Below are 25,134 nucleotides of genomic sequence, written 5' to 3' on the forward strand. Positions count from 1 at the left end.
ACCTGGTTTTCACGTCCATGAACGCAGGCCCGCTGACACACAGCCAAGGACGCAAATGTCACCACCAAGCCTCATCGACACCCATCCGAACCTCACCGGCGCCACCCCTGTTGCCCTGTCCTACGAACTTTTCCCGCCGCGCTCTCCGGCCGCTGCGGAGTCCCTCTGGACCACTATCGGGGAGCTTGAGGCGACGGATCCCGACTTCGTCTCCGTGACGTACGGTGCCAGCGGTTCCAACCGGGACACCGCCGTCGAGCTCATCAACCGGCTGCTGCTCGAAACCACCCTGCGGCCACTGGCACACCTGACCTGCGTCGGAAACACCCCGCAGGAACTGGCCGAGATCATCGGCGAACTCCTGGACAACGGCGTGCGCGGCATCCTTGCCCTGCGAGGCGACCTCCCCAAGGACAGCGGCCAGCCAGTCAGCGGTTCGCTGCGCTACGCCCAGGACCTCATCGAACTCATCCGGCGTGTGGAACAGCGGCGTTCGGCTCTCCTCTGCGCGGGCAAGATCGCCGTCGGCGTGGCCGCCTATCCCACGCGCCACCCGGAGTCGCCGAGCGTAGAGCACGACGTCGAGGTGCTGCTCGCGAAGCAGCGTTCGGGTGCCGATTTCGCCATCACTCAGGTCTTCTTCCACACGGAGCAATATGCGGACCTGATCTCCCGTGCCCGGCGGGCCGGCGTCACGATCCCGATCATCCCGGGCGTCATGCCGCTGACCAGCCTTCGCCGGCTCAAGCGCCTCGGCGAGCTCACCGGCGTCGAACCCGCACCGGAACTGATCGAGCGCCTTGCCGCGGCGGACAGCGACGCCGAACGGCGCAAGATCGGAGTCCGCGCCACGGTGGACCTGGCCAACGCCGCCCTGCAGGCCGGTGCTCCGGGCATCCACCTGTACACCTTCAACGAGCATGCCTGCGCCCTGGACGTGCTGGACAAGCTTGCCTTGCCCCGCCCGGCCCGGCCCGCCAGCAGGCTCAGCGCCATCGCCCGCCGCCAAGAACTCGTCAGCTGATCAGCCAACGCTGCTCCGCGCACCCCTCGACACATCGATTTGCACCTACTGCCCCAAGGAAATCCCATGACTGAACAGAATCTCACTGAAAAGACCAACGCAGCGTTCCCCGCCGCATCCCTGCTCGGCTACCCGCGCATCGGCCGCCGCCGCGAACTCAAGAAGGCAATCGAAGCCTACTGGGCCGGCAAGATCGATGCCGCTGCCCTTGACGCCGCTGCCAAGGACATCCAGCTGACCACCGCCAAGCGGCTCCAGGAACTCGGCCTCAACGAAGCCGCCGCCGTTCCGGGCACCTTCTCCTTCTACGACCAGGTGCTCGACGCCACCGCACACCTGGGCGCCGTCCCGGCCCGTTTCGGCCAGCAGCTCAACGCCGAAGGCCAGCTCGACATCGATGGCTACTTCACCCTGGCCCGCGGCAACAAGGACCAGCAGCCGCTGGAAATGACCAAGTGGTTCGACACGAACTACCACTACCTCGTTCCGGAAATCGGCCCCGAGACCGACTTCAAGCTCGCCTCCAACCGCATCGTCGAGGAATTCGAGTTCGCCCTCGCCAACGGCATCGAGACCCGCCCGTACATCGTCGGCCCGGTGACCTACCTGCTGCTCTCCAAGGCTTCCGACGACGCACCCGCGGGCTTCGCTCCGCTGTCCCGCCTCGAGGACATCCTCCCGGTCTATGTCGAGCTCCTTGGCAAGCTTGCCGCTGCCGGCGCCAGCTGGATCCAGTTGGACGAGCCCGCCCTGGTCGTCGACCAGGACACCCCGGCCGCGGAAATCCAGGCTGCCACTGCCCGTGCCTACGAAGTGCTCTCCGGTGCCGCAGCGCGCCCGCAGCTCTTCGTCTCTACGCCCTACGGCTCCCTCGACGGCCAGCTCGGCACCCTCGCCGCGACCAACATCGACGCCCTGCACATCGACGTTTTCAAGGGCGCGGTACCGTCCGCGGCAGCCCTGGCCGGCCTGGGCAACAAGACCCTGGTTGCCGGCGTCGTGGATGGCCACAACATCTGGCGCAACGACCTCGCTGTCTCGGCCGCCAAGCTGGACGAACTGAAGGCCGCAGCGGGCAAGCTTGCCGTCAGCACCTCCACCTCCACCCAGCACGTTCCGCACGACACTGCCGAGGAAACCCAGCTCTCCGCGCAGCTCCGCAGCTGGCTCGCCTTCGCCGACCAGAAGGCCGTCGAGGTCAAGGTCCTGGCGGACTACCTGGCCAACCCGGCTTCCGCGAAGGCCGCCATCGACGAGGCTTCCGCAGTGATCGCCTCCCGCGCCACCGCCGAAGGCGTCCAGCGCGCCGACGTCCGTGCCCGCACCGCAGCCCTCACCGAGGCCGACTTCAACCGCTCCGAGTACCCGGTCCGCGAAGCCGCCCAGGAAGCTGCGCTGCACTTGCCGCCGCTGCCCACCACCACCATCGGATCCTTCCCCCAGACCTCGGAAATCCGCTCCGCCCGTGCCCGCAACAACAAGGGCGACCTCACCAACGAGCAGTACGAACAGCTCATGAAGGACGAGATCAAGCGCGTCGTCGAGCTGCAGGAAGAGCTCGGCTACGACGTCCTGGTGCACGGCGAGCCCGAGCGCAACGACATGGTCCAGTACTTCGCCGAGAACCTCGAAGGCTTCGACGTGACCGTCCACGGCTGGGTCCAGTCCTACGGCTCGCGTTGCACCCGGCCGTCCATCCTCTGGGGCGACGTCACCCGTTCGGCGCCCATCACGGTTGCCTGGGCCGAATACGCGCAGTCCCTCACCAGCAAGCCGATGAAGGGCATGCTCACCGGTCCGGTCACCATCCTGGCCTGGTCCTTCGTCCGCGACGACCAGCCGCTCGGCGAGACCGCCAACCAGGTGGGCCTGGCGCTGCGGGACGAAATCGCCGACCTCGAAGCAGCCGGCATCAAGGTCATCCAGGTGGACGAGCCCGCACTGCGCGAACTCCTGCCGCTGCGCAAGGCCGACCACGCCGCCTACCTGAAGTGGTCGGTCGACTCCTTCCGCCTGGCCACCGCCGGTGCCGCCGACGCCACCCAGATCCACACCCACCTCTGCTACTCGGAGTTCGGTGTGATCATCGACGCGATCGACGGCCTCGACGCCGACGTCACCTCCATCGAAGCCGCGCGTTCACGCATGGAGGTTGTCCACGACCTCGAGGCGCACCACTTCGGCCGCGGCGTTGGTCCGGGCGTCTACGACATCCACTCGCCGCGTGTTCCGGGCGAGGCCGAAGTCACCGAGCTGCTGTCCACCGCCGTCAAGCACGTTCCGTCGCGCCAACTCTGGGTCAACCCGGACTGCGGCCTGAAGACCCGTGGCTACGCCGAGACCGAAGAGTCCCTGCGCAACCTGGTCAAGGCCACCAAGACGGTCCGCGCCGGACTGCTCGAAGCAGCCAAATAGGCCTCACGTAGTACAAATGGCGGCGGCCGGTCACCTCAATGGTGACCGGCCGCCGTCGCGCTTTAACAGCTTTGTCAGGATTCCCAGAGGATCTCGTCGTCCACCACGCCGTCCTCGTCCGCCGCAACCACCAGCAGCTCGTCGGTGAAATGCGAGCCCAAAGTGAAATCGAGGACGAAATAGCGCTCCGGCTGGCCGGGGTAGATCGCCACATGGCCCAGTTTGAGGGCTTTGAGGAAAACGTCCTTGGTGAGCTGCGTCCTGTCGCGGACGCCGAACACTGCCTCCAGCTGCTCTTCTTTGAGCTGGTTGGAGTGGAAGTGGAGGAACTGCTGGGAGTTGGTGCCGTCCTGGTCCAGCTCCTCGGCGATCATGTCCCGGACCTGGTCCACCAGCTCGGGGAGGTAGCCCAGGCGGTAGTCCACCTTGTGGAGTGCCTTCTCGTCGAAGTGGTCATGCGCCGTGACATTCAGGTCCAGTTCGAGGGGATTTCCGGCGAGCTCGTGGGAAGCCACGTAACAGCGCTCCCGCCCGTGGTTGAGCTCGATCTCCCCAAAATGTTTGCTCGCTACCTTGCTCATGTCTTCAAGATAGTCCCAAACAAGCGGCGTGTTCCAGCATCCGGGAAGATTTCAGGGGCGGGCTTTGGGCGTTGACTTTTGAGTCGTTTTGGGCATCGTCCCGACGCTCCCGGCCCGGACGGTTGCGGTGCTCCCGCGCAGCGTGTCGGCCAGCAATTCCGTGAAGAGCTGCACCTGGGCCGTGCGCTTCTCGTTGAGGAGGAGGGCGAATACATTCCGCGCGAGCCGGATGTCCGGAACATCGAGAACCACGACGCCGGGCGGCCGGTGCCGCAGCGCCAGTTCCGGCACAAGGGCGGCGCCGAGCCCCGCTGCCGCCATCTCGAGGCTGGCGTGGAAATCGTCGCTATAGGCCACGACGCGCGGGTGCAGATTGCAGCTGGCAAACAGGCGTTCGATCACCACCGCGTCGCTGGTACCCGGGTGGTGCATGATCCAAGGCATGTCCGAGAGTTGCGAGGCCTGCATTTCGGCGTCCTCCCGGATGCCCCACGATGCAGGAAGAACCACGCGGAAGTCGTCGTCGCCGATCCACTGCCGCTCCAGGGTGTGGGGCCACGCAAGCCCTGACTGGCCCACTTGGTACACGAGCGCGAGGTCCAGTTCGCCGCCGGTGCGCAGGCCTTGGATGGTCTGGGAGGGCTCGGCCACCCACACGCGGAGTTCTATTCCCAGCTTCTTCCAGCGCGGGTTCCGGAGGATGTCCGGCAGGACGTAGGTTGCAAGGCTTGGGAAGATGCCGAGCCGCAGTTCCTGGACGGGGGAGTCCGTGCTCCTCGAGGCTGCCGCCAGCAAGGTCTCGACGTCGGTGAGCACTTTGGAGGCATGGCGCACCATGGTGAGGGCGGCTTCCGTGGGAATCACGCTGCGTGCGGATCGGTGGAAGAGTTCGACGCCGGTGTCCCGTTCCAGCGCTGCCATCTGTTGGGATACGGCCGAGGCGGTGTAGCCGAGCCGCGCGGCGGCTGCCGCGAAGGAACCGAGCCGCGTGACTTCAAGCAGTGTCCGCAGGTGGAGAAGGTTGACCATCAGTGATCCTTAGGCTCGGTGCCGGCCGAAAGACCGTGGAAACCAGCATATCGGTGTGAAATCGGTCTCCGCAGCCGCCCGGGTTGGGTGCCTGTCCGGGGCCTGGAAGTGTGGCGGGCGACTCACGGAACCGTGTTTGCAGGATGCCGCGACACGCCGGGATCCTGGCGACACGCTGACGATTAAATGTGGCTAAGTAGTCCACAGGGTGTGGATGACGTCTCCGGATTTGGCGGATTCCCGGACATTTTTACCCCCTGTGCCTGTGGACTACCGGTGCGTAAAATGACATACTTGTAATACATCATCTTGGGGTTCCGCCGAGGCGCTTGCACTACATGTAGTATCGATTTACGGATTGAGCGGGAAACCAGCACAAGACATGAATAGAGCGTTTGGCCGCCTCGGTGTGACTAGGCGGCCAGCGGGCCAGTATCGGAGACGGAATCAGTTCCGGTCGGGGCCTGCCGAACGAAGAGCAAAGACTTCAACAAAGGGGACAGGGACCATGACTGTTACGGTTTACACGAAGCCGGCCTGTGTTCAGTGCAACGCAACCTACCGTGCACTCGACAAAAAGGGCATCGCCTACCAGAGCGTTGACATCTCACAGGATGCCGAGGCCCTTGAGCGCCTGAAGGCCCTTGGATACATGCAGGCCCCCGTTGTGGTGACCGAGCAGGACCACTGGTCAGGATTCCGTCCGGACAAGATCGAAGAACTGGCACTGGCTGCCGCTTCGGTGGCCTAGTCTTTCGGGACTCCGCCGCAACAACAAAGCATTCCAATGTAGTCGAGGTGACTCCCATGGCAGCGCTGGCAACAGCACCTGCTCAAGCAATGGCTGAAGCTGTCAGCACGCGGAGCCACCTCATCTACTTTTCCTCAACATCTGAGAACACCAAGCGCTTCGTCCAGAAGCTCGGCGTGGACGCGGCACGCATCCCGCTCCACGCCAAGGACGCGCCGCTGCTCGCACTGGAACCCTTCGTGCTCGTGCTGCCCACGTATGGTGGCACGAACGGTGAAGGATCGGTGCCCAAGCAGGTCATCAGGTTTCTGAACAACCCGCAGAACAGGGAACTGATCCGCGGCGTCATCGGAGCAGGAAACACCAACTTCGCGGAAAACTACTGCATGGCGGGAGACATCATCGCCACCAAATGCCGGGTTCCGCTTCTTTATCGATTCGAACTCATGGGGACTCCGGAAGATGTTGACCGGGTCAATCAAGGATTGGAAAAGTTTTGGACACGACTGTCGCAGATACAGAAGTAACCAAGGGCGCTATGGACACCGCCAAGGTCAAGAAGCCATTGCCGGAGGCCTACAAGGGCCTTGGCTACCATGAGCTCAATGCCATGTTGAACCTCTACGGTCCGAACGGGGAGATCCAGTTCGAAGCCGACCGCGAGGCCGCGCACCAGTACTTCCTGCAGCACGTGAACAACAACACCGTCTTCTTCCATGACCTGGAAGAGAAGCTGGACTACCTGGTCAAGAACCAGTACTACGAGCGCGAGACCCTCGATCAGTACACGATGAACTTCATCCGTGACCTGTTCAACCGCGCGTACAAGAAGAAGTTCCGCTTCGAGACCTTCCTCGGCGCCTTCAAGTTCTACACCTCCTACACGCTGAAGACCTTCGACGGCAAGCGTTTCCTGGAGCGCTACGAAGACCGCGTCTGCATGGTTGCCTTGCACCTTGCCCGCGGCAACGAAGAACTGGCCAGCCGCCTCGTCGACGAAATCATTGACGGCCGCTTCCAGCCCGCCACTCCCACGTTCCTCAACGCCGGCAAGGCCCAGCGAGGCGAGCTGGTCTCCTGCTTCCTGTTGCGCATCGAAGACAACATGGAGTCGATCGCCCGCGGCATCAACTCGGCGCTTCAGCTGTCCAAGCGCGGCGGCGGTGTGGCCCTCTCGCTGACCAACATCCGCGAGCACGGTGCCCCGATCAAGCAGATCGAGAACCAGTCCTCCGGCGTCATCCCGGTCATGAAGCTCCTCGAAGACAGCTTCTCCTACGCCAACCAGCTCGGTGCCCGCCAGGGTGCGGGTGCCGTGTACCTGCACGCCCACCACCCGGACATCTACCGCTTCCTGGACACCAAGCGGGAAAACGCCGACGAGAAGATCCGCATCAAGACGCTGTCCCTCGGCGTCGTGGTCCCGGACATCACGTTCGAGCTGGCCAAGAAGAACGAGGACATGTACCTCTTCTCGCCGTACGACGTCGAACGCGTCTACGGCGTGCCGTTCTCCGACATCTCGGTCACCGAGAAGTACTACGAGATGGTGGACGACTCCCGGATCAAGAAGACCAAGATCAGCGCCCGCGAGTTCTTCCAGACCCTCGCGGAGATCCAGTTCGAGTCCGGCTACCCGTACATCATGTTCGAGGACACTGTGAACCGGGCCAACCCGATCGCGGGCAAGATCACCATGAGCAACCTGTGCTCGGAGATCCTGCAGGTTTCCACGCCGTCGATCTACGCCGAGGACCTGAGCTACGAGACGGTCGGCAAGGACATCTCCTGCAACCTTGGTTCGATGAACATCGCCAAGACCATGGATTCCCCGGACTTCGGCCTGTCGATCGAGACGTCCATCCGCGCCCTCAGCGCAGTGTCGGACATGTCCTACATCAACTCGGTGCCGTCCATTGCGCAGGGCAACGCCCAGACCCACGCCATCGGCCTCGGCCAGATGAACCTGCACGGCTACCTTGCCCGTGAGCACGTCCACTACGGTTCCGAAGAGGGCCTGGACTTCACCAACATCTACTTCTACACGGTGCTGTTCCACGCAATCCGTGCCTCGAACAAGCTGGCCATCGAGACCGGCCAGCCCTTTGGCGGCTTCGAGAACTCCACGTACGCCAGCGGCACGTTCTTCGACAAGTACACCGAGCAGGAGTGGACCCCTGAGACTGAGCGCGTGAGCGAGCTCTTTGCCGGCATCCACATTCCGACGCAGGACGACTGGCGCGAGCTGAAGGCTTCCGTCATGGAGCACGGCATCTACAACCAGAACCTGCAGGCCGTCCCGCCCACGGGCTCCATCAGCTACATCAACAACTCGACGTCGTCGATCCACCCGGTGGCCGCCAAGATCGAAATCCGCAAGGAAGGCAAGATCGGCCGCGTCTACTACCCGGCTCCCTACCTCGACAACGACAACCTGGAGTACTACCAGGACGCGTATGAGATCGGCTACGAGAAGATCATCGACACCTACGCCGCTGCCACGCAGCACGTGGACCAGGGCCTGTCCCTGACGCTGTTCTTCAAGGACACTGCCACCACGCGCGACATCAACAAGGCGCAGATCTACGCATGGCGCAAGGGCATCAAGACGCTCTACTACATCCGCCTCCGCCAGCTCGCGCTGGAAGGCACTGAGGTTGAGGGCTGCGTTTCCTGCATGCTGTAACTGTTTTCGGTTGTTTATTTGCGGTAGCCGCCGCGCCTCAAAACTGAAGAGTACGACGCCGGGTGAGCGCCCGGCGTCGTACGCTTACCTTAAAGAACACATACGTTAAGGGGACGAAATGACCGAGAAGGTCAAGCTGCTTAGCCACGTCGAAGCGATCAACTGGAACCGCATCCAGGATGACAAGGACGTGGAGGTCTGGAACCGCCTGGTCAACAACTTCTGGCTGCCGGAGAAGGTGCCGCTGTCCAACGACGTCCAGTCCTGGCACACCCTGACGCCGGACGAGCAGCAGCTCACCATGCGAGTCTTCACGGGCCTGACCCTGCTGGACACCATCCAGGGAACCGTGGGCGCTGTGTCCTTGATCCCGGATGCGATCACCCCGCACGAAGAGGCCGTGTACACGAACATCGCCTTCATGGAGTCGGTGCACGCAAAGTCGTACTCGTCGATTTTCTCCACCCTGTGCTCCACCAAGGAGATTGACGACGCCTTCCGCTGGTCCCTCGAGAACGAGAACCTGCAGAAGAAGGCGCAGATCGTCATGGACTACTACCAGGGCGACGATCCCCTGAAGCGCAAGGTCGCTTCCACGCTGCTGGAATCGTTCCTGTTCTACTCCGGGTTCTACCTCCCGATGTACTGGTCTTCCCGTGCCAAGCTCACGAACACGGCAGACCTCATCCGCTTGATCATCCGCGACGAAGCCGTGCACGGCTACTACATCGGCTACAAGTTCCAGAAGGGCCTCGAAAAGGTCTCCGAGGAGAAGCGCCAGGAGATCAAGGACTACACCTTCGAACTGCTCTTCGAGCTGTACGAGAACGAAGTCCAGTACACGCACGACCTGTACGACGGCGTCGGCCTCGCCGAGGACGTCAAGAAGTTCCTGCACTACAACGCCAACAAGGCCCTCATGAACCTCGGCTACGAGGCCATGTTCCCGGCTTCGGTCACCGACGTGAACCCGGCCATCCTATCGGCCCTGTCACCCAATGCCGATGAGAACCACGACTTCTTCTCGGGGTCTGGGTCGTCTTACGTGATTGGCAAGGCTGTCAACACTGAGGATGAGGACTGGGAGTTCTAGTTTTTTTGGGCCCACAACGCGGGGTCACTTAGCGCCCATCCAAGGCATCGGAATGGGCGCTAAGTGACCCCGCGTTCTTTGTGCGGTGCAAATCGGATCACCGAGAGGGACGTCACGAAGGTTTGAACCGCGAGGCCACAGACTCGCGGATTGCGACGACGTCCACGTTGCCGCTGGTCTCTTGGGTAAGCATTTTGGCTAGGCGTTGCGGCCAGAGTATGTGAATACCACGGGTCGCGAACGCGCCCCGGATCAGGGGCCAGTCGGCTTCGACGAAGCACAGCGCCCCGGTGACGGGCACATCCCCGACGAGGTCGCGCACGAGTCTGAGCTGTTTGAGTACTCCGTCGAGCAGCTTCGTGCAGTCGCGCCGGGCAACGACGAGTTTATCGACACGTGGCCGAAGGATCCCGCCCTCGATCTTCAACTCGGGTCGCCCCTTGTACCGCTTGGCGTCGATCACCCAAACCCCTTGGCGGGTTATGACGATATGGTCGATGTTCGCCTTCGAACCGGGGATACGGCGGTCGTGCACGACCGCGAGGCCATCCCCGGCAAGGGAATCGAGCCTGGCCCCGAGGCGCTCCTCGCCGACTGCACCCCGCTCCCAAGCTTTGGTGCTTTGCCGTTCGTCAGAGAGCGCGACCGCGAAACCACCCAATCGGCCCCATTTCGCTCGGAGCCTCTCCTCATCTTTGGCCTTGCGACGCTCGTACTCTCTTCGCGCCGAGGACCCGGCGGCACCGGTCTCGGCGGGCGACGAATCCTGGGGAAGCGGCTCCGTTTCCTGGGACATGGGCGAAGGACACTCCAGGCAACGGACGGTCTTAGTGTCGGGTTCGTGTATTGCTTGGGTGCCCGACGGGAGAGGAGTACTGCACACCCGGCATGCGCCGGCGTACCGGAGGCGCATCTGCTTCATGCGGACGGGGACTGGATACGCGTAGGCATGGTGCCAATTCTCACCCGCGGCGGGGAACATTCTTGGGATGAACGGCGCATCCGTGGCGGCCGACAAGCAGATTCCTTGCATCGGCGGTATTGCCAACCACTCAGGGCCGACGCACAATCGGCACGTGAGATTCGACGGAGTGCTCCCCGAAGACGCACCAGACCCGCGTCTGGAGCAGGCCAGGCGTCTGGAATTGATGCCGATCCCCATCGTGGGACTGGTGCCCCAGCCATCGCTGGAAGATCCGGACATGGTTGGCGTACAGTACGGGCAGGACTCCCGCGGATATAACGAGATGTCGGCGAGCATCACCTACACGCTGTGGCGCAATCCCGCTGACCGATCCGACCCGATGAATCTGGCCGAGCTCGACGAGCAAACGCGAAGGTCTATCGAAGACGTTCCGCCATGGCCGCGGCCGGCATGGCTGGTTGAAGGGGTTCAGCGGATGCGATACCCGCAGCTCTGGGAGGCAGTGCGGACCACGTGGCACCGGGACCCTTCCGAACGCTCGTCCCTTGCCCGGGTGCTGACCGAACACATGAACCACATTCTCATGAATCGCTATCGGCGCGAATGGCCCGGAGGCCTCGCGTGGGACCGTAACGCCGGGGATCTCAGTAGTCTTCCGGGCACCCGCGGCGTTACCGTATGGATTGACGGCGTCGAAGTGCAGGGTGTGGAGATCCACACGGATCCCCTCGTGTACGGGGTTGGCGCGTCACTCGAACGGGGCGGGATGGTGACGGCTGTCCTCCCACGCGATGAGCTCGAATACATACGGATTGAATTCGCGAAACGCGCGTAGGCTGTGGGGACATCCACAGTGAGGGGGGCCACGGATGAAGCATCCGCGCACTGGGGCCGCCGTCGCCGTAATCTTCGGGTTGGCCCTCTCCGGGTGCCAGCCGACCGCCGGGCCTCTCCCGGTCGAATCCTCCACAACGGCGGTGCCCGGCCCGTCGTCGTCGGAGCTCTCGGCGATCATCCAGACTGCCGTCGAGGACCGAAACGCCACCGTCCTCGACAATCCCCCCGCTCCTCGCCTGGCCGAAGGGCAGACGACGGCGGCGTACCGAGCCAAGCGCGAGCGGGACCTTCCAGTGGTGGCCCGGTCGAAGGCCGGGTTCAAGTCAAAGGGCTTCTGGTACACGCACTTTTCGACGAAGATCACTGCGGAATCCGTCGAGGTGAGCGGGTCGACGGCAAGCGTTCATTTCAAGGAACTCACGGAAGAACACCAGGCCTCGGCGGCGAACGGGCCAAGCAACGTCCCGACGGGCTACTCGGTATCGGAGACCGCTATATTCCGGGGATCCGCGGACGGATGGCAGCTGGACAGCATCGCTCCTTCCACGCCGGGAGGCCTTTTGCCGATGTCCATCGTCAAGGGCTGAAACCGGAGCTGCCCTGGTCCTGGGCCGGATTGGCACGGGATCCGCCATGAGAACCAAGAACCACGTCAATCTCTCCCGTCGATCCTTCAGCGGATTCCAACGATTGATACTGTCTCAGCTATCCCGTCCGGAAGACGACGTAGCCGCCGCATCGGATTCATGGCCAGTCCGGGTCTGCGTTGGCTCTTTCGTAAGCCAGCCAGGCGAGTCCCGCCTCGGATTCTTCCCACTCGGGGCACCCGGCCGTTGACTCGGAGCCGAGCGGCGGTGTGGTCAGATAGGCGGTGATGCCCCGTGCCTCGACTTCCTCCACGAGGATGCGGAGCATTGTCTCGGCCATGGCTCGCGGTAGCTCGCCGTTTGTGTCCAAGGAGGCCATTGGTCCCCTGTCCGTGAGGGAGACAGGGGAGCAGTAGTTTGCGGTGTACTCCCCGGTGGTTGCCATCTCGGCGGCGCTCAGCTCGTTGCCGTTGCCGTCGACGCGCATGCAGCGCCCAATGGCTACATGGAGTGCCTCGGCTGCTTTGTCTGTTTCGTCCGAGATGACCAGGAAGAACGGTGAAGGCCCTTCCCAGCCATCAAAAATCCCTTCAGACCGCTCGCCCTGACTTTCAAAGATATCCGGATCGACCGTTACGTTCGCCATGCTTCCCCCCTGTTAGCCGCCACTTGGAGCCGCCCAGGGTGAGCGCCAACGCAGCACGATGCGAACATCGTCTGCTACAGAACGTCCCTGGTCAAGGAATTCGCCGTTGGCAACGCCAGCGGACATGATTTCGCACGATCACACGAATGGTCCTCGCGGCATCCCTCGGACTCGCGGGCGTGGCGGGCCCCGTTTCTGCGACCGATTCGCGAGCAGTTGTGCCGTTCCCAAGCGGGGCTCCCGGCGGCACCTCGGAATATGGAATACCGGCCTACGCGAGGGATACACTCTCACGATGGGGGATTCGAGGGACGGCGACGACAACTGCGGGCAGATCGACGGCGGTTCAACACCCGAGCCGCGGAAGGTGCCGGAGCGTATTCCGCTGTGGAAGCTTGAAGAAATGCTGGGGGAGCGCGCGTCTACCCCCGCTGCCTGGCGTGAAGCACCGGCTGCTCCGGCCCCGCGACCCAAACGACGGATTGCCAAAACCATATTCTTCCTGCTCGGCACGGCCGGCCTCTTGGCAGGGTTCTATTTTATTTCGCCTCTCGTGCCCGGACTGCACGGACTTGGTGGCCTGCCCGGCATCGCGAATCCCGGAATGATCCGACCCCAGGCATTGGGCGGTCCTGCATCGGCTGACATCCCAGCGGGTGCTGCGACCCTCCAGGCAAAGGATTTTCCACCGCCTGGCATCGGTGAAAACCCAGGCCCGCTCGGCCAACCCGCGCCGTTGACCGCGACCAGCAAGTCATACGCATTCCTGCATACACGAGACGACGGAAAACCGGTCACCTACGATCCATGCCGGGCCATCCACTTCGTCATCCGCCCCGATAACGCCCCGCCCAGCGGCCCCCGACTCGTCCAGGAAGCCATCGCTGCCATCTCCCACGCAACGGGCCTGACCTTCGTCAACGACGGCGAAACCACGGAGGCGCCGTCCGCCGACCACCTGTCGTATCAGAAAGATCGATACGGGGACCGCTGGGCCCCTGTCCTCATCGCATGGGAAACCCACGCCGAACAACCGAAATTCACGAATCCCGCACAAGGGAACACCGTGATGGGCCTTGGTGGCAGTCAAGCGGTCAGCCTCGGAAATACCGGGTTCACCTACGTCAGCGGGCAAGTGGAACTGAACGGCCCTGCCCTTCAACGAATGTTCGAAGAACTCGGAACGGACCAAGAAAGGGCGGTGATCGAGCACGAGCTCGGTCACGTCGTGGGCCTGGACCATGTCAATGATCCGAGCCAGATTATGAACCCCTCCGAGACGCCGGGAGTGGTGACGTACGGGGCCGGTGACCTTACCGGGCTCTCCCTTCTCGGCCAGGGAAAGTGCCAACCCACGTTGTAGGGGATAAAGGGTTGAATGGGCTGTTCGATTCCTACGAATCGTGCTGTCGGCGCACCATCTCACTGATCCAGATGGGTGCGAACGGAGAAGTGCAGTTCGGGGGAGTCGGGTAGTCCCTGAGCACCCCCAAGCGCTCACCGATGTCGATGGCGCGGGCGCGGTGCTCGGCGTGTTCGATCCCGATCTGGGCCAAGCACTGGTTCATGGCCCATTGCAGGCGGTCCGGGGCATCTTCCATCTCCGCCTCGATGACATCGAGCAATCCTGCGAGATCGAGGCCCTCGGGATTCTTCGCCACCCGTTCGCTCGTCAACGCCCAACCGGCACTCGCGACCACCGGATCCAGATCCGTGAACCAGGCAAGACGCAACTCTTCGCAGTGCGGGTTCTTCTTCACCACATAATTGACGAGCCAGTCGTGCACCTTCGGAGTCCGCGCCTGGCGCAACATGACGTCCAACTCATCACGGTGGAACCCCTTCGGACGGCAGATCAGGAGGGCCAGCAGTCTGGCAGCCGTTTCATCCGTCGCCCAGAGCTGGTGCGCGAGTTCCTGCTGCGTCTTCAACCGCTTCGCAAGGGCGCGGAGTTTGCCGAGGTTCACACCGTGATCGTCACCGTGTCTTTCGTTCACCGCGCGAGCCTTCGGGTCCTCGAGCGCGGCCAGCTCAGCCACTACCTCGTGCACAGTCACTTCGACCATTTCAGCCTCCTGTTGGTCACTCGTGGGGTTGAGCTTACTAGGTACGCAAGTTCAGGCAGCCCCGGACAGGACGCTCCGGAAGCTATGGCCTGCGTCCCTCCTGCACGGGCTTCCAGTTGCTCAGGTGCCTTGGTACGCGACGCATTCCGGGTAGGGGTCGTCCAGGGGCACGGCCCAATCTGGATCGCCCGGATCGTCGTCAACGTAGTCATCGTCGTCGACGTCCCTGTCGTCGGGGTCGTGCCATGGGTGTGCGGCCGTGAAGGAGGACCAGTCCGGGAAGGGATCCTGCGGTAGTTCCGGATGTGCGGGCAATTCCAGATGTGCCGGCAGCTCGTGGCCCGGCGGGGCACCCGTGTGCGTGTCCGTGTCGGTGATCGTGATGTGGTGTGGCCAGCGGGGTGGTTCCCAGTCCTGGTGTTCGGCGGGGTAGTGCCGTTTGGATGGTGAGGTCCAGCCGGGTGGACTGTCTTTGCTGGCCGGGGTGGGCGTCCATCCGGTCCGGTGTTTGAGGCGGTGGTGTTTGGGGCACGGTTGGCCGAGGTTGGTGATGCCGGTGGTGCCTCCGTCGGCCCAGGCCAGGAGATGGTCTGCGTCGTTGTCCAGGGAGTGGTTGTTGCAGCCGGGGAAGGGGCATTTGCCGTCGCGCAGCCGCAGCCATTGGCGCTGGGCTTTGGTGAGGCGGTAGCTGGTGCGTCCTATTTCCAGCGGGGCGCCGTCGCGGGGGTCGGTGAGGACGCGGTGGAAGGAGTCGGCGCCGTCGGCGATCAGGGCCCTGGCCATGGAGGGCGGGATCGGTCCGTACCCGTCCAGGATGGCCGGTTCCTCCGTGGCGCCCAGCAGGGACAGGACCGGGACGGTGATCAGGACCTGCGCCCGCGGGGACGGAACGCGTCCCGCCAGCCCGGGTTCCACGCGTCCGCCGCCCGGCACACCGCCGCCCGGCAGGCCGCCGTCGGGCACATCGCTGCTGGCGTTGGTGAGGAGCCAGGTGGCGGTGATGTCGGCGCGGAGCTGGGCGAGGGTCCGGGTCTCGTCGGGACCTTGAAGGGCGCGGGCCGCGGAGGTGCACCGTTCCCATATCCCGGCTGCGGTGGCCGCCGGGAGATAGGCCGAGAGCCAGGCCATGCCGTCGCGTTCCGGGACGTACTCGACCCGTCGGTCGTCGGCACTCTTGGCGTGGCGTTCTTCGATGCTGACGGGGTGGTGGCGTTCGCGCCAGGTGCGTGCCTTGGCTCGGAACCGGGATGGGACGAGGTCCCCGGCCGGGCAGCCCCGGGCGGGGTTGGGCGCGTCGGGGTCCAGGAAGTGCGCTTCCAAGGCGGCTGCCCCGGCTGGGCCAAGGCCGCTTGTTTCGTCGACGATGATCCGGGCGTGCTGCCAGGAGATGGTTCCGGACTGCAGGGCGGCCAGGGTCAGCGGCAGTCCCGTGGTCAGGGTCCGGGAATCGGACAGGAGGGCCCCGGCAGTTCGTTCGCTGACGGTCAGGACGCAGGCGACTTCGGCGATCAGGGCAAGTTCCTGGGCGGTGGCTTCGGCCGGTGACGACGCCGGCGGTGCAAGGAGCGAGGCTGCCTGGACGTAGTCCGCGGCGAGCCTCGCCTTCAGGGCGGCGGTCCGGGCTTCCAGCCGGGCCACTTCGGCCAGGCCGTCCAGGCAGCCATCCGCCAGATCCCGGAGCGGATCGGTGCTTTCGGAGGGACCAGCGTCCTGCGTGAAGGCGGCAAGCACGGCAACGGACGCGGCAACGGCCTCCACGGCCGCGCCGCTCTCCGCGCTCCAAGCTGTCCTTCCATCCATGCCCCCAGCATCGCAGGAGGCACCGACAATTAAGCGCCGTCCCTTGGAGATGCCCCTACCGGTTCCCGCTGCTCGACCGGCTTGCTGCCGATGCCTTGTGAAAGCTCAGCCTCCAGCTCGCTAATGCTCGGCAGCGTTGAAGCGATTTCGGGCAGCGACCCCGCGATCTCGGCTTCCCATTCTGCGATGCCAACGGGCTTGTTGAACCCTCGCAGCGCATATTCGGCCACCACATTGTTTTTGGTCTTGCACAGCAGGAGCCCAATGGTTGGCTGATCGTCGGCGTGCGCGAGCAGATCGTCCACGGCGGACATGTACATGTTGATTTGGCCAAGGTATTCCGGTTTGAAGGCGGTGGCCTTCAGTTCAATGACCACGAAGCATCGCAGTTTGAAGTTGTAGAACAGCAGATCGGTGAAGAACTCGTCGCTGCTGATCGTGAGCCGCACCTGCCGGCCCACGAACGCGAAGCCTTGGCCAAGTTCCAAAAGGAACTTTTCCACGTGCCGGATCAACTGGTTTTCAAGGTCGCGCTCGTCCCGCTTGCCACTCATGGCCACGAAATCGAAGACATAGGGGTCTTTGAACGACTGTTGGGCAAGATCAGAGTCCGACGGCGGCATGGTCGCCTTGAAGTTGGTGATCGCCTTGCCGGAGCGTTCGTGAAGCCGGGTTTCGATCTGGACTGCCAAGACGCTTCGCGACCAGCCTTCCGGATGACGTTGTGCCCCCACGGCAATGTTGCAACAGACTGTTGCAACATTGGGAAGTCCGGCCAGGCCTCCGCAAAAGACTTCATGTACCGGAGGTTTCGTGGTGAGAAGCCTTTCGCCTCAGGGAAGGCCGATCGGATGTCTGCCGAGAGCCGGGTGACCACTTTGCTGCCCCACCCCTCCGTGGACTCCCGCTCGGCCAGTTGCTTACCGATGGCCCAGTAGGAAAGGAGCATTTCCCGGTTTGCGGCCGAGACTGCCCTGGACCTGCCGGAATGGATCTGACGTGAAACCGAAGCCAGCAGCTCCGGGTACCAAGCAGGCATGACGGATTTCGCGGGCGTTGATTCAAAAGAAGCTGGTGCGGACATACCGGGGCGGTTCCTTTTCTCGGCAATCATTTCAAGTTGAACCTATCGGCGGGCACTGACACTTTCTCCAGAGCATCAGCCCGGAGCATGGACCAAGAGCCAGTCAGTGTTCGATCCACGCGGCCTCCACGACGTCCTCGGCATGCAGCACATGGGTGGTGGCTTGTCACAACTCGAAGCGGCCGTAGTTGGACGGCTCCAGAATTTGCTCCCAACCCCGTTCCACTTCAGTCCGCAGCTCCTCGGGCCATGCCCCAATTCCCGTGCCCCATGTTCCCGCTGTCTTGAGCCGGTCCTCGAAATCGTCGAACACAAGGTTCCTCCGGGCGAAGTAGTCTTCGTCCACCAATGAGTTGTCCGGAACATGGACGCCAGTCGAAAGGAGGGCTTCAAGCACTTCCCTCGGCTGAATCGTGTGGAGCAGGAGCCGCTCCGAAGAGATGTCGTAGCCGATCCGGCCGGGCCGGAGGGCAGTGGCAGGCTGGGCCCTTTTGATGGGAAAAATCAACACGCAGACATCTTCAGTGCGGGCACCGACATTTCCGGCCTGCTAACAGGCGGCCGGCCACCAGGTCAAAGCCGACGCCGTCTAACAGCTCAGAGCCGCACAAACCGGGGGGCCGGCGGCGTCTGGGGTAGAGAGCCCCGAGCCCCGGGCTCCAGGGGCCCTCCCGCCGTCGGCCCCGTCTTTTCCGCACCCGTCAGGGCCGGTAGCTATCGAAGTGCCGAATCTGTTCCTACATCTATTCAACAGTCTTTTCCTACGATCTGAAACGAGTGGCGTGTACTCGTTTTAGGGCGGGAGAACTCCAAAATCCCTGGTGGCCTTACGCAGCCGGGACCTCAACAGCACCACCCTCACCAGCTATTGCCACCGCTGCCGTTTCGGAAAAGGAATCCGGTCCAAGTCGTTTGCCGCGAGCACCGGAATCCCTTCGGACCGCGCTCGGGCTTGCTCCGCGAGCAGGCCGACGCCGGTATAGCGCGACGAGAAGTGGGTGAGGATGAGCATGCCAGCGTGGGCGGTGGCAGCCAATGCGCCTGATTGGCCCGCCGTCAGGTGGCGGTATTGGGCGGCGAGCTCGCCGTCGTCGTCGCTGAAAGTGGACTCCGCGACGAGAAGATCGACGTCCTCGGCGAGTTCCTCCGCACCGGCGCATGGCGCCGTGTCCATCACGAAAGCGAAGCTCTGCCCGGGCCGCGGCACGCTCACATCCTCCAAGCGCACCCCGCCCAGTTTCCCGTCCTGCTGGAGGAGGCTGATGTCCGGCCCGGCGATCCCGGCCGCCGCCAGCCGCTCCGGAAGAAGACTGCGGCCGTCAGGCTCCGCAACCCTGAAGCCGTAGGTTTCGATCCGGTGCAAGAGCGGGCGCACCTCGAGTCCCGGGGCGACGGCTCCTGTGCCGCCATGCGGATGCAGGCGAAGGTCGACGCCGGGGGAGGCCACGGCAACGAGCGCGCGGATCATGTCCTCCCCGGATGCGGGATAGTGCAAGTGGACCGGATGCGGTACCCGGTCCAGGGCCATGCGGGACAGCACCCCTGGAAGCCCCAGGCAGTGGTCGCCGTGGACATGGGTGATGCAGATACGGGTGATCTGGCTGGCCGAGACACCCGCCTGGATCATTTGGCGCTGGGTGCCTTCTCCAGGGTCGAACAGCAGGCCCTCGCCGTCCCAGTGGAGCACATATCCGTTGTGGTTGCGGGTCCTGGTGGGGACCTGGGAAGCGGTGCCGAGGACCACGAATTCGCGCATGGAACTGAGTCTCCCACTCCCGGGCTGCGTTCCCCATCGTTTGCTGCCCTTGCCGGTCGCCAGCCTTGGGAGGAAGATATGCGGCAGACCCAGGAGGCCTTCCATGATCCAGCTCGGGAAATTTGAAAAGTACCTGGTCGAGGAATTCTTCGACGATTACCGCTCGGGAGACATGTCGCAGCGGGCGTTCATCCGTCGGCTCGCATTCATCACCGGTAGCATGGCTGCCGCGTCCACGACGATGCTGCAGCTCGGATGCACTCCGGAGGAGGTCCCGCGAAGCGGCGATCCCATGCCAGGACCGGACGCATCGTCCGTCCGGCCGATGACGACGGCGATGGCCGGGGATGTACCGGGAGCGAAGAGCCCTCTTTCCCTTCCCGAGGGCGCGCCCGGACTGGAGGCGGCCATGGTCCGGTTCCCCGCCGGCGGAAGCGAAATCAGCGCCTACCTTGCGCGGCCCGACGCAGCCGGCGCAGCGCCGGCGGTGCTGGTTTGCCACGAGAACCGCGGACTGACACTACATATCCAGGACGTCGCGCGGCGTTTCGCGCAAGCCGGATACGTTGCCTTGGCACCGGACCTCCTCAGCAGGGAAGGCGGCACATCGAGCCTGGATCCCGACGCCGTACCCGGAGCCCTTACCCGGGCCGGAGCTGAACGCCACGTCTCCGACTTCTCGGCAGGTTTCGACTACCTCCGGTCGCTGGATGACGTTGACGGAGAGCGGATCGCGATGAACGGCTATTGTTTTGGCGGAGGCATCACCTGGCAATGTGCGACGGAAATACCGAGCTTGAAAGCCACCGCTGCTTTCTACGGGCCAGCCCCCGATCTCGATAAAGTCCCATCCATCAAACCTGCTGTCTTTGGCGTCTATGCCGAACTCGACCAGCGCATTACCGGCGCGATGCCTGCCCTTCGGGACGCCTTGGCTGCCACCGACGTCCGCCACAAGCTCACCGTCTATCCCGGCGTCGACCATGCATTCCACAACGACACCAGCGAGCGGTACAACGAAGCGCAAGCGACCGCCGCGTGGCGGGACATGCTCGCTTGGTTTGGCGAGTACGTCTGAACGCACGCGCTATTGCGGAAGAATGATTCGCATGAGTGACGCCGGCGAGTTCATCGATGAGGCTTTACGCCGTGAAAGCTCCTGGATCCGCGCAGAAGACATGCAGAGCCGGCTCGGCGGGGGCCACCATTATTACGGCTCATCCGTGGGTGCCGTCCGTGGAACAGTCCGCGACGCCCTCCGCAAGTACCCGGGACTCGGGCACGACGAAGTCACTGCCCTGAGCTCGGAATTGTGGGAGGTTCCCGTCTTCGAACGAAGGCTCGCGGCAATCGTCCTGTTGCAGTCAAACGTCCAGCTGCTGATCAATACCGATCTGACCAGGCTTGAGGGTTTTGTCCGCCTAGGACGGCTCCGCGAATTGGTCGATCCGCTGGCGGTCGACGTGATCGGGCCGTTGATCGCCGGGTTGGAAGGGCAGGCCAGGTCGCGCGCCGACGGTGTGCTGGACCGGTGGGCGCAGGAACCAGACGAATGGCTTCGCCGCGCCGCCCTGATGTCGCCATGGAGGGCACTCCGTGCCGGCGGAGGTGATTGGGACGCGTTCGTACGGCACGCCGCCGTAGCGCTCGACGCCGTTCGCGACTCGGGCGGTGACGCCGCGGTGGTCCGGGACGCAGTCTCCACCGTCCTGGACGGGATTGCCAAGCGCCGGCCCGATCTGCGGTTTACCGCGGTGAGCTCCGGGGGAAAATCCGCTTAACTCCTCGGGAAACTGGTGTTGTAGCGGTACATGAAGGCGGCCATGGCATCCCGGGCGACGGCGGTGACCGGCCGATACGTCCTGGTGCCGTTCGACTCAGTCCACCCGGTGGAGATGCCCGTGGTCGAGAGCCAGTTGATTTCCTTGTAGAACGGAGTCTGCGGTGTCACGTCAGTGAACGGTGAGGCTGCCGGGGCCGCGTAGGCCGGGCTGCCAGCGAGCCGGTACATGAAGGCCGCCATGGCATCCCGGTTCACGGGCTGCAGCGGGCGGTACGTCCTGATGCCGTTTCCTTCGTCCCAGCCGGTGGAGATGCCCTGCGTCGAGAGCCACGTGATTTCCTTGTAGAACGGGGTTTGCGTCGTCATATCGGCGAACGGCGAAACAGCCGGGGGCGAGAAGGCCGGGCTGCCCGCGAGCCGGTACATGAAGGCCGCCATCGCGTCACGGTTCACGGGTTCCAGCGGGTGGTACGTCTTGGTCCCGTTTGCTTCGACCCAGCCGGTCGAAATGCCTTGGGTTGCGAGCCACGTGATTTCGGTGATGTACGTGTAGTTGCTGGGGACATCAGTGAAGGGGCTCGACGCCGGTGGCGGCGGTGGCGGTGGCGGGGTGGTCGACTGCCCCAAGGCCTGGGCGACGGTCCGGACCGATGTGGTCCCGTTGGCAGTCCGCGCGGCCAGCCAGGTGACGAACGTGTCAAAGAGCGTTGGGCTGATGGTCAGGGTGGGATCAGTGCCCACTGCGATGTGGTGGAACGTCAACTCCAGCCACCCTCCGGTGCTTTCGGCGTTAGTGACCAGGTCCTCCAGATTCTGCAGGGTCCAGGTGCTGTCCACTTCGTCCGGGGCCTTCGTGACCAGGGGGTTTGCCGGAGGAAGGGTCTCAGCGAACGGGCAGCTTGGGCAGCTTGCGGGTGAACGGATGTCGCCGAGCCCGCGGCCGCTGGCAAATCCACAGTTCTTCACATCAGATTGAACGGACGCGTTCTCGGCAGCAAAAGGATAGGCGAAGTTGTTCACCTGGAATCCCCAGCTTTCCAGCGTCGACTTGCCGTTGCAGATCTCGGCGCTGGCGGCTGCCGAGGTGAGCGTGGTGAGATCCGGGTGGGTAACCGTGTGGCCCCCGATCTCGTTACCGTCGCCCGCGATGGTGTGCAGGTCGGTCTGCGTGAGGTACCCCGGGGTGCCGATCCAGCTGGTGGTGATGAAGAAGGTTCCCACCAGGCCGTGGGCTTTCAACACCTGCTCGGCGGCAAGCTGGTTGCCGTTGCCGTCGTCGAACGTCAAACTCACGATGGTCTGGGCTGCCGCCCGGGCGGGAAGGGCGACTCCGGTGAGGGCTCCTGCCGTGAGCAGCAGGGCGCCCAGGACGGCCACGATCCGCTTGTACTTTTTGGCGGTGTCTGTCCGGCGAATTCCGGCCGCTCGCGGGCCGTGCTTCCTGAAACGCTGATCCAAGCTGCGCATGGCTCCTCCACGAGACGAGGGCCCCCAGGAGGCGTATGAATGTAGGGTACGCCTTCGATCGCGCGGGTTGAACACGAAAACAATCAAAACCCGAATTCACAGCTTGCTCCAAGGTTCTGGGGCGTGCGGCCGGGCGGGCGCGGCGCCGTCGGCCGACCGCCTTAAGCCTGTTCCCACGACGGCCCAACACTCGTAATCTGAATGCTGGGAGGTGGTTCCTGTGGAAGCAGCCCAGGGAGATCGGATCATCATTCATGGCAGAACGGTCGGGGCATCCGACCGGCATGGCGAGATCATCGAAGTCCGAGGAGCAAATGGTGCGCCGCCGTATTTCGTGCGTTTCGACGACGGTCACGAGACCATCCTTTATCCAGGTGGTGATTTCACGATCGATCGCACAGGTGGCAGCTCGTAGGGAGAGGATCGGCCGCCGCGTTCAGCTAAGGTAAGACTTAGCTGCTAAGGAGACCGGGAGGGCGCGCGTGGACCAGATCCTCGACCTGCCCTTTGAGGTGGCGCTTGCGGCGCTTTTCGCTGTAGTGATGGTCCGGGTCAACGCGACATACTGGATCGGCCGTGGCGCAGCGGCGGGAATGGAACGCACGCGTTTCTCACGCGCCTTGCATCGCCCCAAAGCAAGCAGAGCGCAGGCCCTGATACAGCGCTTTGGTCCTTACGCCGTCGTGCTGACCTTCCTGACTGTCGGACTCCAAACCGCCGTCAACTTTGCTGCGGGGGCTGCGAGAATGCCACTCAGCCGGTATCTCCCTGCGGCGATCGTAGGCTCCGGCATCTGGGCTTTCGTCTACGCGACCATTGGACTCGCGGCGATCGATGCTTGGCTCGCTGTCATGGCGGCCTCCCCGCTGGCAGCTGTTCTCCTGGTTCCCTCCCTCGCCGGACTTGCAGCCGGCCTGTTCAAGTGGCGCCGACGTCGGACGGCTGCGGCGCCAGAAGATACAGTGGTCTGAGTTCCATTACCGGACCGGCGAAAGGGCAGGCGTTGAGTATTGAGCTTCCGGACCTTGCGGAAGGCGGTTTCTACTACGAATCGCTCGGGAACGGGCGGTTCCGCTCGACTATCCACGCCCAGGGCGCGTGGAATCCGCACGAGCAGCACATGGCGCCGGCATCGGGCATCATGGCCGATGCCCTGCTCCGCCACGAGCCGCGCGACGACGTCCGGATGGCCCGCCTCAGCTACGAAATCCTGGGGTTGATCCCGGGTGGCGAATTCGAGATCACCACGACGACGCTCCGCCCCGGCAGGACGATTGAACTGATCCAGGCGGAGCTCTCGGCGGTTGGACGCGTGGCCATCCGGGCCACCGCCTGGCGCATGGCCACCAGTGACACGAGTGCAGTGGCCGCGATAGAGGACGTCGCCATGCCGGCCCCGGACGAATGCAAGCCGTGGGACGGTGCGAGCGTGTGGCCGGGTGGCTACATCCGGTCCTTGGAGATGCGGATAGCGGAAGGGCACCGGGCCGGCTCGGGCAAAGTCTGGATCCGCACGGAGCATCCGCTTACCGATGCTGCGGACAGCCGCGATCTCGCGAGGCTCGTGGGACTCGTGGACACCGCAAACGGCATCGCCGCCCGCGTTTCGCCCGGCAAGAACAGCTATGTCTTCCCCAACCTTGACCTGCAGATCCACATGTACCGTGAACCCGCCGGGGAATGGCTGGGACTGGACAACATGGTCTCCTTTGGCAACGACGGCATCGGCCTGACATCCACGGTGCTTCACGACATCAGCGGCCCCTTCGGCCGTGCCGAGCAGATCCTGACGCTGAGGAAGAGCTGATGGTGGAGGACCCCGCCCGGCCGCAGCGCACGCTGACCGTGGTGCGCCAGGAAGAATCACTCGGCGTCGCTGATGACCTTGACTTCGGAATCGAGCTTCTCAACCGTGCCCGCAGGGGGCAGTTGGGACCAACCCTGAGGTTGTACCGGCCCCGCCCTACCGTGGCGTTCGGGCAACGCGACGCCAAGCTGCCGGGATTCCAAGCCGCGTCCGAGGCCTGCCGGGACCTGGGTTTCGAACCCTTGATCCGCAAGGCGGGTGGCCGGGCAGCGGCCTACCACCGGGGCACGCTGGTGATCGACCATGTGGAGCCGCACGCCGACGCGATTGCCGGGGCGAAGGCCCGTTTCTCGTTCTTTGGCGAGCTCTTGGCGGGTGCGCTCCGCCGCGTCGGCGTGCAGGCCGCCGTCGGGGAGATCCCTGGCGAATACTGCCCGGGTGAGTTCAGTGTGCACGGCCTGGACCCGGATTTTCCGACCCACCAGATCAAGCTGGTCGGGACCGCCCAGAGGGTGGTCTCCGGGGGATGGCTGTTCAGCTCGGTGATCGTGGTCGAGAACTCGGCGCCCATCCGCGAAGTCCTCACGGCCAGCTATGAAGCCCTTGGCCTCGAATGGGACCCCGCCACAGCAGGCGCCGCCAATGACCTCTTGCCCCAGCTGGACGTACCCACGGTGGAAGACGCCGTCGTCGCGGCTTACTCGGAATACGCCGAACTCGTCGACGGCGATTTCCAGGGCCTGCTCCCTGTGACGAGCACCAGCACGCCGTTGTAGAGCACTACGGCCGGGACTACG

Annotated in this window: 24 protein-coding genes and 3 pseudogenes; 15 read left to right on the forward strand and 12 right to left on the reverse strand. The window is 63.9% G+C overall.

The window, feature by feature from the left end:
- Positions 1-55: 55 nt before the first annotated feature.
- Both ACSBOX_RS08790 and metE read left to right on the forward strand, forming a co-directional pair.
- Entirely contained in the window at positions 56-1,024 is a 969-nt protein-coding gene (locus ACSBOX_RS08790) for a methylenetetrahydrofolate reductase (protein ID WP_442545657.1), read from the forward strand.
- A gap of 66 nt (positions 1,025-1,090) precedes the next feature.
- The gene (gene metE / locus ACSBOX_RS08795) at positions 1,091-3,439 is read left to right on the forward strand and encodes a 5-methyltetrahydropteroyltriglutamate--homocysteine S-methyltransferase (RefSeq protein ID WP_442545658.1); all 2,349 of its coding nucleotides are present in this window, start codon (positions 1,091-1,093) and stop codon (positions 3,437-3,439) included.
- Between the two features lie 74 nt (positions 3,440-3,513).
- Here the strand turns inward: metE and ACSBOX_RS08800 are convergent, their stop codons facing one another.
- Both ACSBOX_RS08800 and ACSBOX_RS08805 read right to left on the reverse strand, forming a co-directional pair.
- On the reverse strand, positions 3,514-4,020 hold the full coding sequence (locus ACSBOX_RS08800) for a DUF2004 domain-containing protein (RefSeq protein WP_441429444.1): 507 nt from the start codon (positions 4,018-4,020) through the stop codon (positions 3,514-3,516).
- Positions 4,021-4,071: 51 nt separating this feature from the next.
- Positions 4,072-5,049, reverse strand: a complete 978-nt coding sequence (locus ACSBOX_RS08805; RefSeq protein WP_442545659.1) for a LysR family transcriptional regulator — start codon at positions 5,047-5,049, stop codon at positions 4,072-4,074.
- A gap of 508 nt (positions 5,050-5,557) precedes the next feature.
- Here ACSBOX_RS08805 and nrdH point away from each other — a divergent pair.
- From nrdH to nrdF, 4 genes are all read left to right on the forward strand, one after another.
- On the forward strand, positions 5,558-5,800 hold the full coding sequence (gene nrdH, locus ACSBOX_RS08810) for a glutaredoxin-like protein NrdH (RefSeq protein ID WP_028267421.1): 243 nt from the start codon (positions 5,558-5,560) through the stop codon (positions 5,798-5,800).
- Positions 5,801-5,856: 56 nt separating this feature from the next.
- Entirely contained in the window at positions 5,857-6,327 is a 471-nt protein-coding gene (gene nrdI / locus ACSBOX_RS08815) for a class Ib ribonucleoside-diphosphate reductase assembly flavoprotein NrdI (protein WP_364534102.1), read from the forward strand.
- 11 nt (positions 6,328-6,338) lie between these two features.
- Complete coding sequence (nrdE, locus tag ACSBOX_RS08820) at positions 6,339-8,486, forward strand: class 1b ribonucleoside-diphosphate reductase subunit alpha (protein ID WP_442545999.1); 2,148 nt, start codon at positions 6,339-6,341, stop codon at positions 8,484-8,486.
- A gap of 118 nt (positions 8,487-8,604) precedes the next feature.
- The gene (nrdF, locus tag ACSBOX_RS08825; protein ID WP_059389329.1) at positions 8,605-9,579 is read left to right on the forward strand and encodes a class 1b ribonucleoside-diphosphate reductase subunit beta; all 975 of its coding nucleotides are present in this window, start codon (positions 8,605-8,607) and stop codon (positions 9,577-9,579) included.
- Between the two features lie 112 nt (positions 9,580-9,691).
- Here nrdF and ACSBOX_RS08830 read toward each other — a convergent pair whose 3' ends face one another.
- Entirely contained in the window at positions 9,692-10,501 is an 810-nt protein-coding gene (locus tag ACSBOX_RS08830) for a nuclease-related domain-containing protein (RefSeq protein WP_442545660.1), read from the reverse strand.
- Between the two features lie 67 nt (positions 10,502-10,568).
- Here ACSBOX_RS08830 and ACSBOX_RS08835 point away from each other — a divergent pair, with 67 nt between their 5' ends.
- Both ACSBOX_RS08835 and ACSBOX_RS08840 read left to right on the forward strand, forming a co-directional pair.
- Positions 10,569-11,339, forward strand: coding sequence for a hypothetical protein (locus tag ACSBOX_RS08835; RefSeq protein ID WP_442545661.1), 771 nt, complete (start codon positions 10,569-10,571; stop codon positions 11,337-11,339).
- Positions 11,340-11,373: 34 nt separating this feature from the next.
- Complete coding sequence (locus ACSBOX_RS08840; RefSeq protein ID WP_442545662.1) at positions 11,374-11,928, forward strand: hypothetical protein; 555 nt, start codon at positions 11,374-11,376, stop codon at positions 11,926-11,928.
- A 157-nt stretch (positions 11,929-12,085) separates the two neighbouring features.
- On the opposite strand, the gene ACSBOX_RS08845 is transcribed toward ACSBOX_RS08840, so the two are convergent.
- Positions 12,086-12,574: a hypothetical protein gene (locus ACSBOX_RS08845; protein ID WP_442545663.1), complete on the reverse strand. Its 489-nt coding sequence runs from the start codon at positions 12,572-12,574 to the stop codon at positions 12,086-12,088.
- A 295-nt stretch (positions 12,575-12,869) separates the two neighbouring features.
- Here ACSBOX_RS08845 and ACSBOX_RS08850 point away from each other — a divergent pair, with 295 nt between their 5' ends.
- Positions 12,870-13,937 carry a hypothetical protein gene (locus ACSBOX_RS08850; RefSeq protein WP_442545664.1) on the forward strand — a complete coding sequence of 356 codons (1,068 nt, stop codon included), beginning with the start codon at positions 12,870-12,872 and terminating at the stop codon, positions 13,935-13,937.
- A gap of 31 nt (positions 13,938-13,968) precedes the next feature.
- Here ACSBOX_RS08850 and ACSBOX_RS08855 read toward each other — a convergent pair whose 3' ends face one another.
- From ACSBOX_RS08855 to ACSBOX_RS08880, 6 genes and pseudogenes are all read right to left on the reverse strand, one after another.
- Positions 13,969-14,640 carry a DNA alkylation repair protein gene (locus ACSBOX_RS08855; protein WP_442545665.1) on the reverse strand — a complete coding sequence of 224 codons (672 nt, stop codon included), beginning with the start codon at positions 14,638-14,640 and terminating at the stop codon, positions 13,969-13,971.
- 120 nt (positions 14,641-14,760) lie between these two features.
- Positions 14,761-16,440 carry a DUF222 domain-containing protein gene (locus ACSBOX_RS08860; RefSeq protein ID WP_442545666.1) on the reverse strand — a complete coding sequence of 560 codons (1,680 nt, stop codon included), beginning with the start codon at positions 16,438-16,440 and terminating at the stop codon, positions 14,761-14,763.
- A 29-nt stretch (positions 16,441-16,469) separates the two neighbouring features.
- Positions 16,470-17,132 carry a PDDEXK nuclease domain-containing protein gene (locus ACSBOX_RS08865; RefSeq protein ID WP_442545667.1) on the reverse strand — a complete coding sequence of 221 codons (663 nt, stop codon included), beginning with the start codon at positions 17,130-17,132 and terminating at the stop codon, positions 16,470-16,472.
- 83 nt (positions 17,133-17,215) lie between these two features.
- Positions 17,216-17,554, reverse strand: a pseudogene (locus ACSBOX_RS08870) (DUF1016 N-terminal domain-containing protein); the annotation flags it as partial.
- Positions 17,555-17,690: 136 nt separating this feature from the next.
- Positions 17,691-18,035: a hypothetical protein gene (locus tag ACSBOX_RS08875; RefSeq protein ID WP_442545668.1), complete on the reverse strand. Its 345-nt coding sequence runs from the start codon at positions 18,033-18,035 to the stop codon at positions 17,691-17,693.
- 354 nt (positions 18,036-18,389) lie between these two features.
- On the reverse strand, positions 18,390-19,280 hold the full coding sequence (locus ACSBOX_RS08880; protein ID WP_442545669.1) for a ribonuclease Z: 891 nt from the start codon (positions 19,278-19,280) through the stop codon (positions 18,390-18,392).
- 103 nt (positions 19,281-19,383) lie between these two features.
- Here ACSBOX_RS08880 and ACSBOX_RS08885 point away from each other — a divergent pair, with 103 nt between their 5' ends.
- Positions 19,384-20,358, forward strand: a complete 975-nt coding sequence (locus ACSBOX_RS08885; RefSeq protein ID WP_442545670.1) for a dienelactone hydrolase family protein — start codon at positions 19,384-19,386, stop codon at positions 20,356-20,358.
- A 31-nt stretch (positions 20,359-20,389) separates the two neighbouring features.
- Positions 20,390-21,061, forward strand: coding sequence for a DNA alkylation repair protein (locus ACSBOX_RS08890; RefSeq protein ID WP_442545671.1), 672 nt, complete (start codon positions 20,390-20,392; stop codon positions 21,059-21,061).
- Here ACSBOX_RS08890 and ACSBOX_RS08895 read toward each other — a convergent pair.
- Both ACSBOX_RS08895 and ACSBOX_RS08900 read right to left on the reverse strand, forming a co-directional pair.
- Positions 21,058-21,654 (reverse strand): annotated as a pseudogene (locus tag ACSBOX_RS08895) (S-layer homology domain-containing protein); the annotation flags it as partial. The gene ACSBOX_RS08890 and the pseudogene ACSBOX_RS08895 sit on opposite strands and share 4 nt — an antisense overlap.
- 414 nt (positions 21,655-22,068) lie before the next feature.
- Positions 22,069-22,530, reverse strand: a pseudogene (locus ACSBOX_RS08900) (polysaccharide deacetylase family protein); the annotation flags it as partial.
- A 220-nt stretch (positions 22,531-22,750) separates the two neighbouring features.
- Between ACSBOX_RS08900 and ACSBOX_RS08905 the strand changes: the two are divergent.
- From ACSBOX_RS08905 to ACSBOX_RS08920, 4 genes are all read left to right on the forward strand, one after another.
- A complete protein-coding gene (locus tag ACSBOX_RS08905; protein WP_059389323.1) occupies positions 22,751-22,945 on the forward strand; it encodes a DUF1918 domain-containing protein in 195 nt (64 codons plus the stop codon).
- A 67-nt stretch (positions 22,946-23,012) separates the two neighbouring features.
- The gene (locus ACSBOX_RS08910; protein WP_442545672.1) at positions 23,013-23,501 is read left to right on the forward strand and encodes a DedA family protein; all 489 of its coding nucleotides are present in this window, start codon (positions 23,013-23,015) and stop codon (positions 23,499-23,501) included.
- Positions 23,502-23,533: 32 nt separating this feature from the next.
- A complete protein-coding gene (locus ACSBOX_RS08915) occupies positions 23,534-24,337 on the forward strand; it encodes a thioesterase family protein (RefSeq protein ID WP_442545673.1) in 804 nt (267 codons plus the stop codon).
- Positions 24,337-25,113: a lipoate--protein ligase family protein gene (locus ACSBOX_RS08920; protein ID WP_442545674.1), complete on the forward strand. Its 777-nt coding sequence runs from the start codon at positions 24,337-24,339 to the stop codon at positions 25,111-25,113. Before ACSBOX_RS08915 ends, ACSBOX_RS08920 begins: the two co-directional genes overlap by 1 nt.
- The last annotated feature ends 21 nt before the right edge of the window (positions 25,114-25,134 follow it).

The sequence above is a fragment of the Arthrobacter sp. KN11-1C genome (genome assembly GCF_052180225.1).
In the GTDB taxonomy this organism is placed as follows: Bacteria; Actinomycetota; Actinomycetes; order Actinomycetales; family Micrococcaceae; genus Arthrobacter.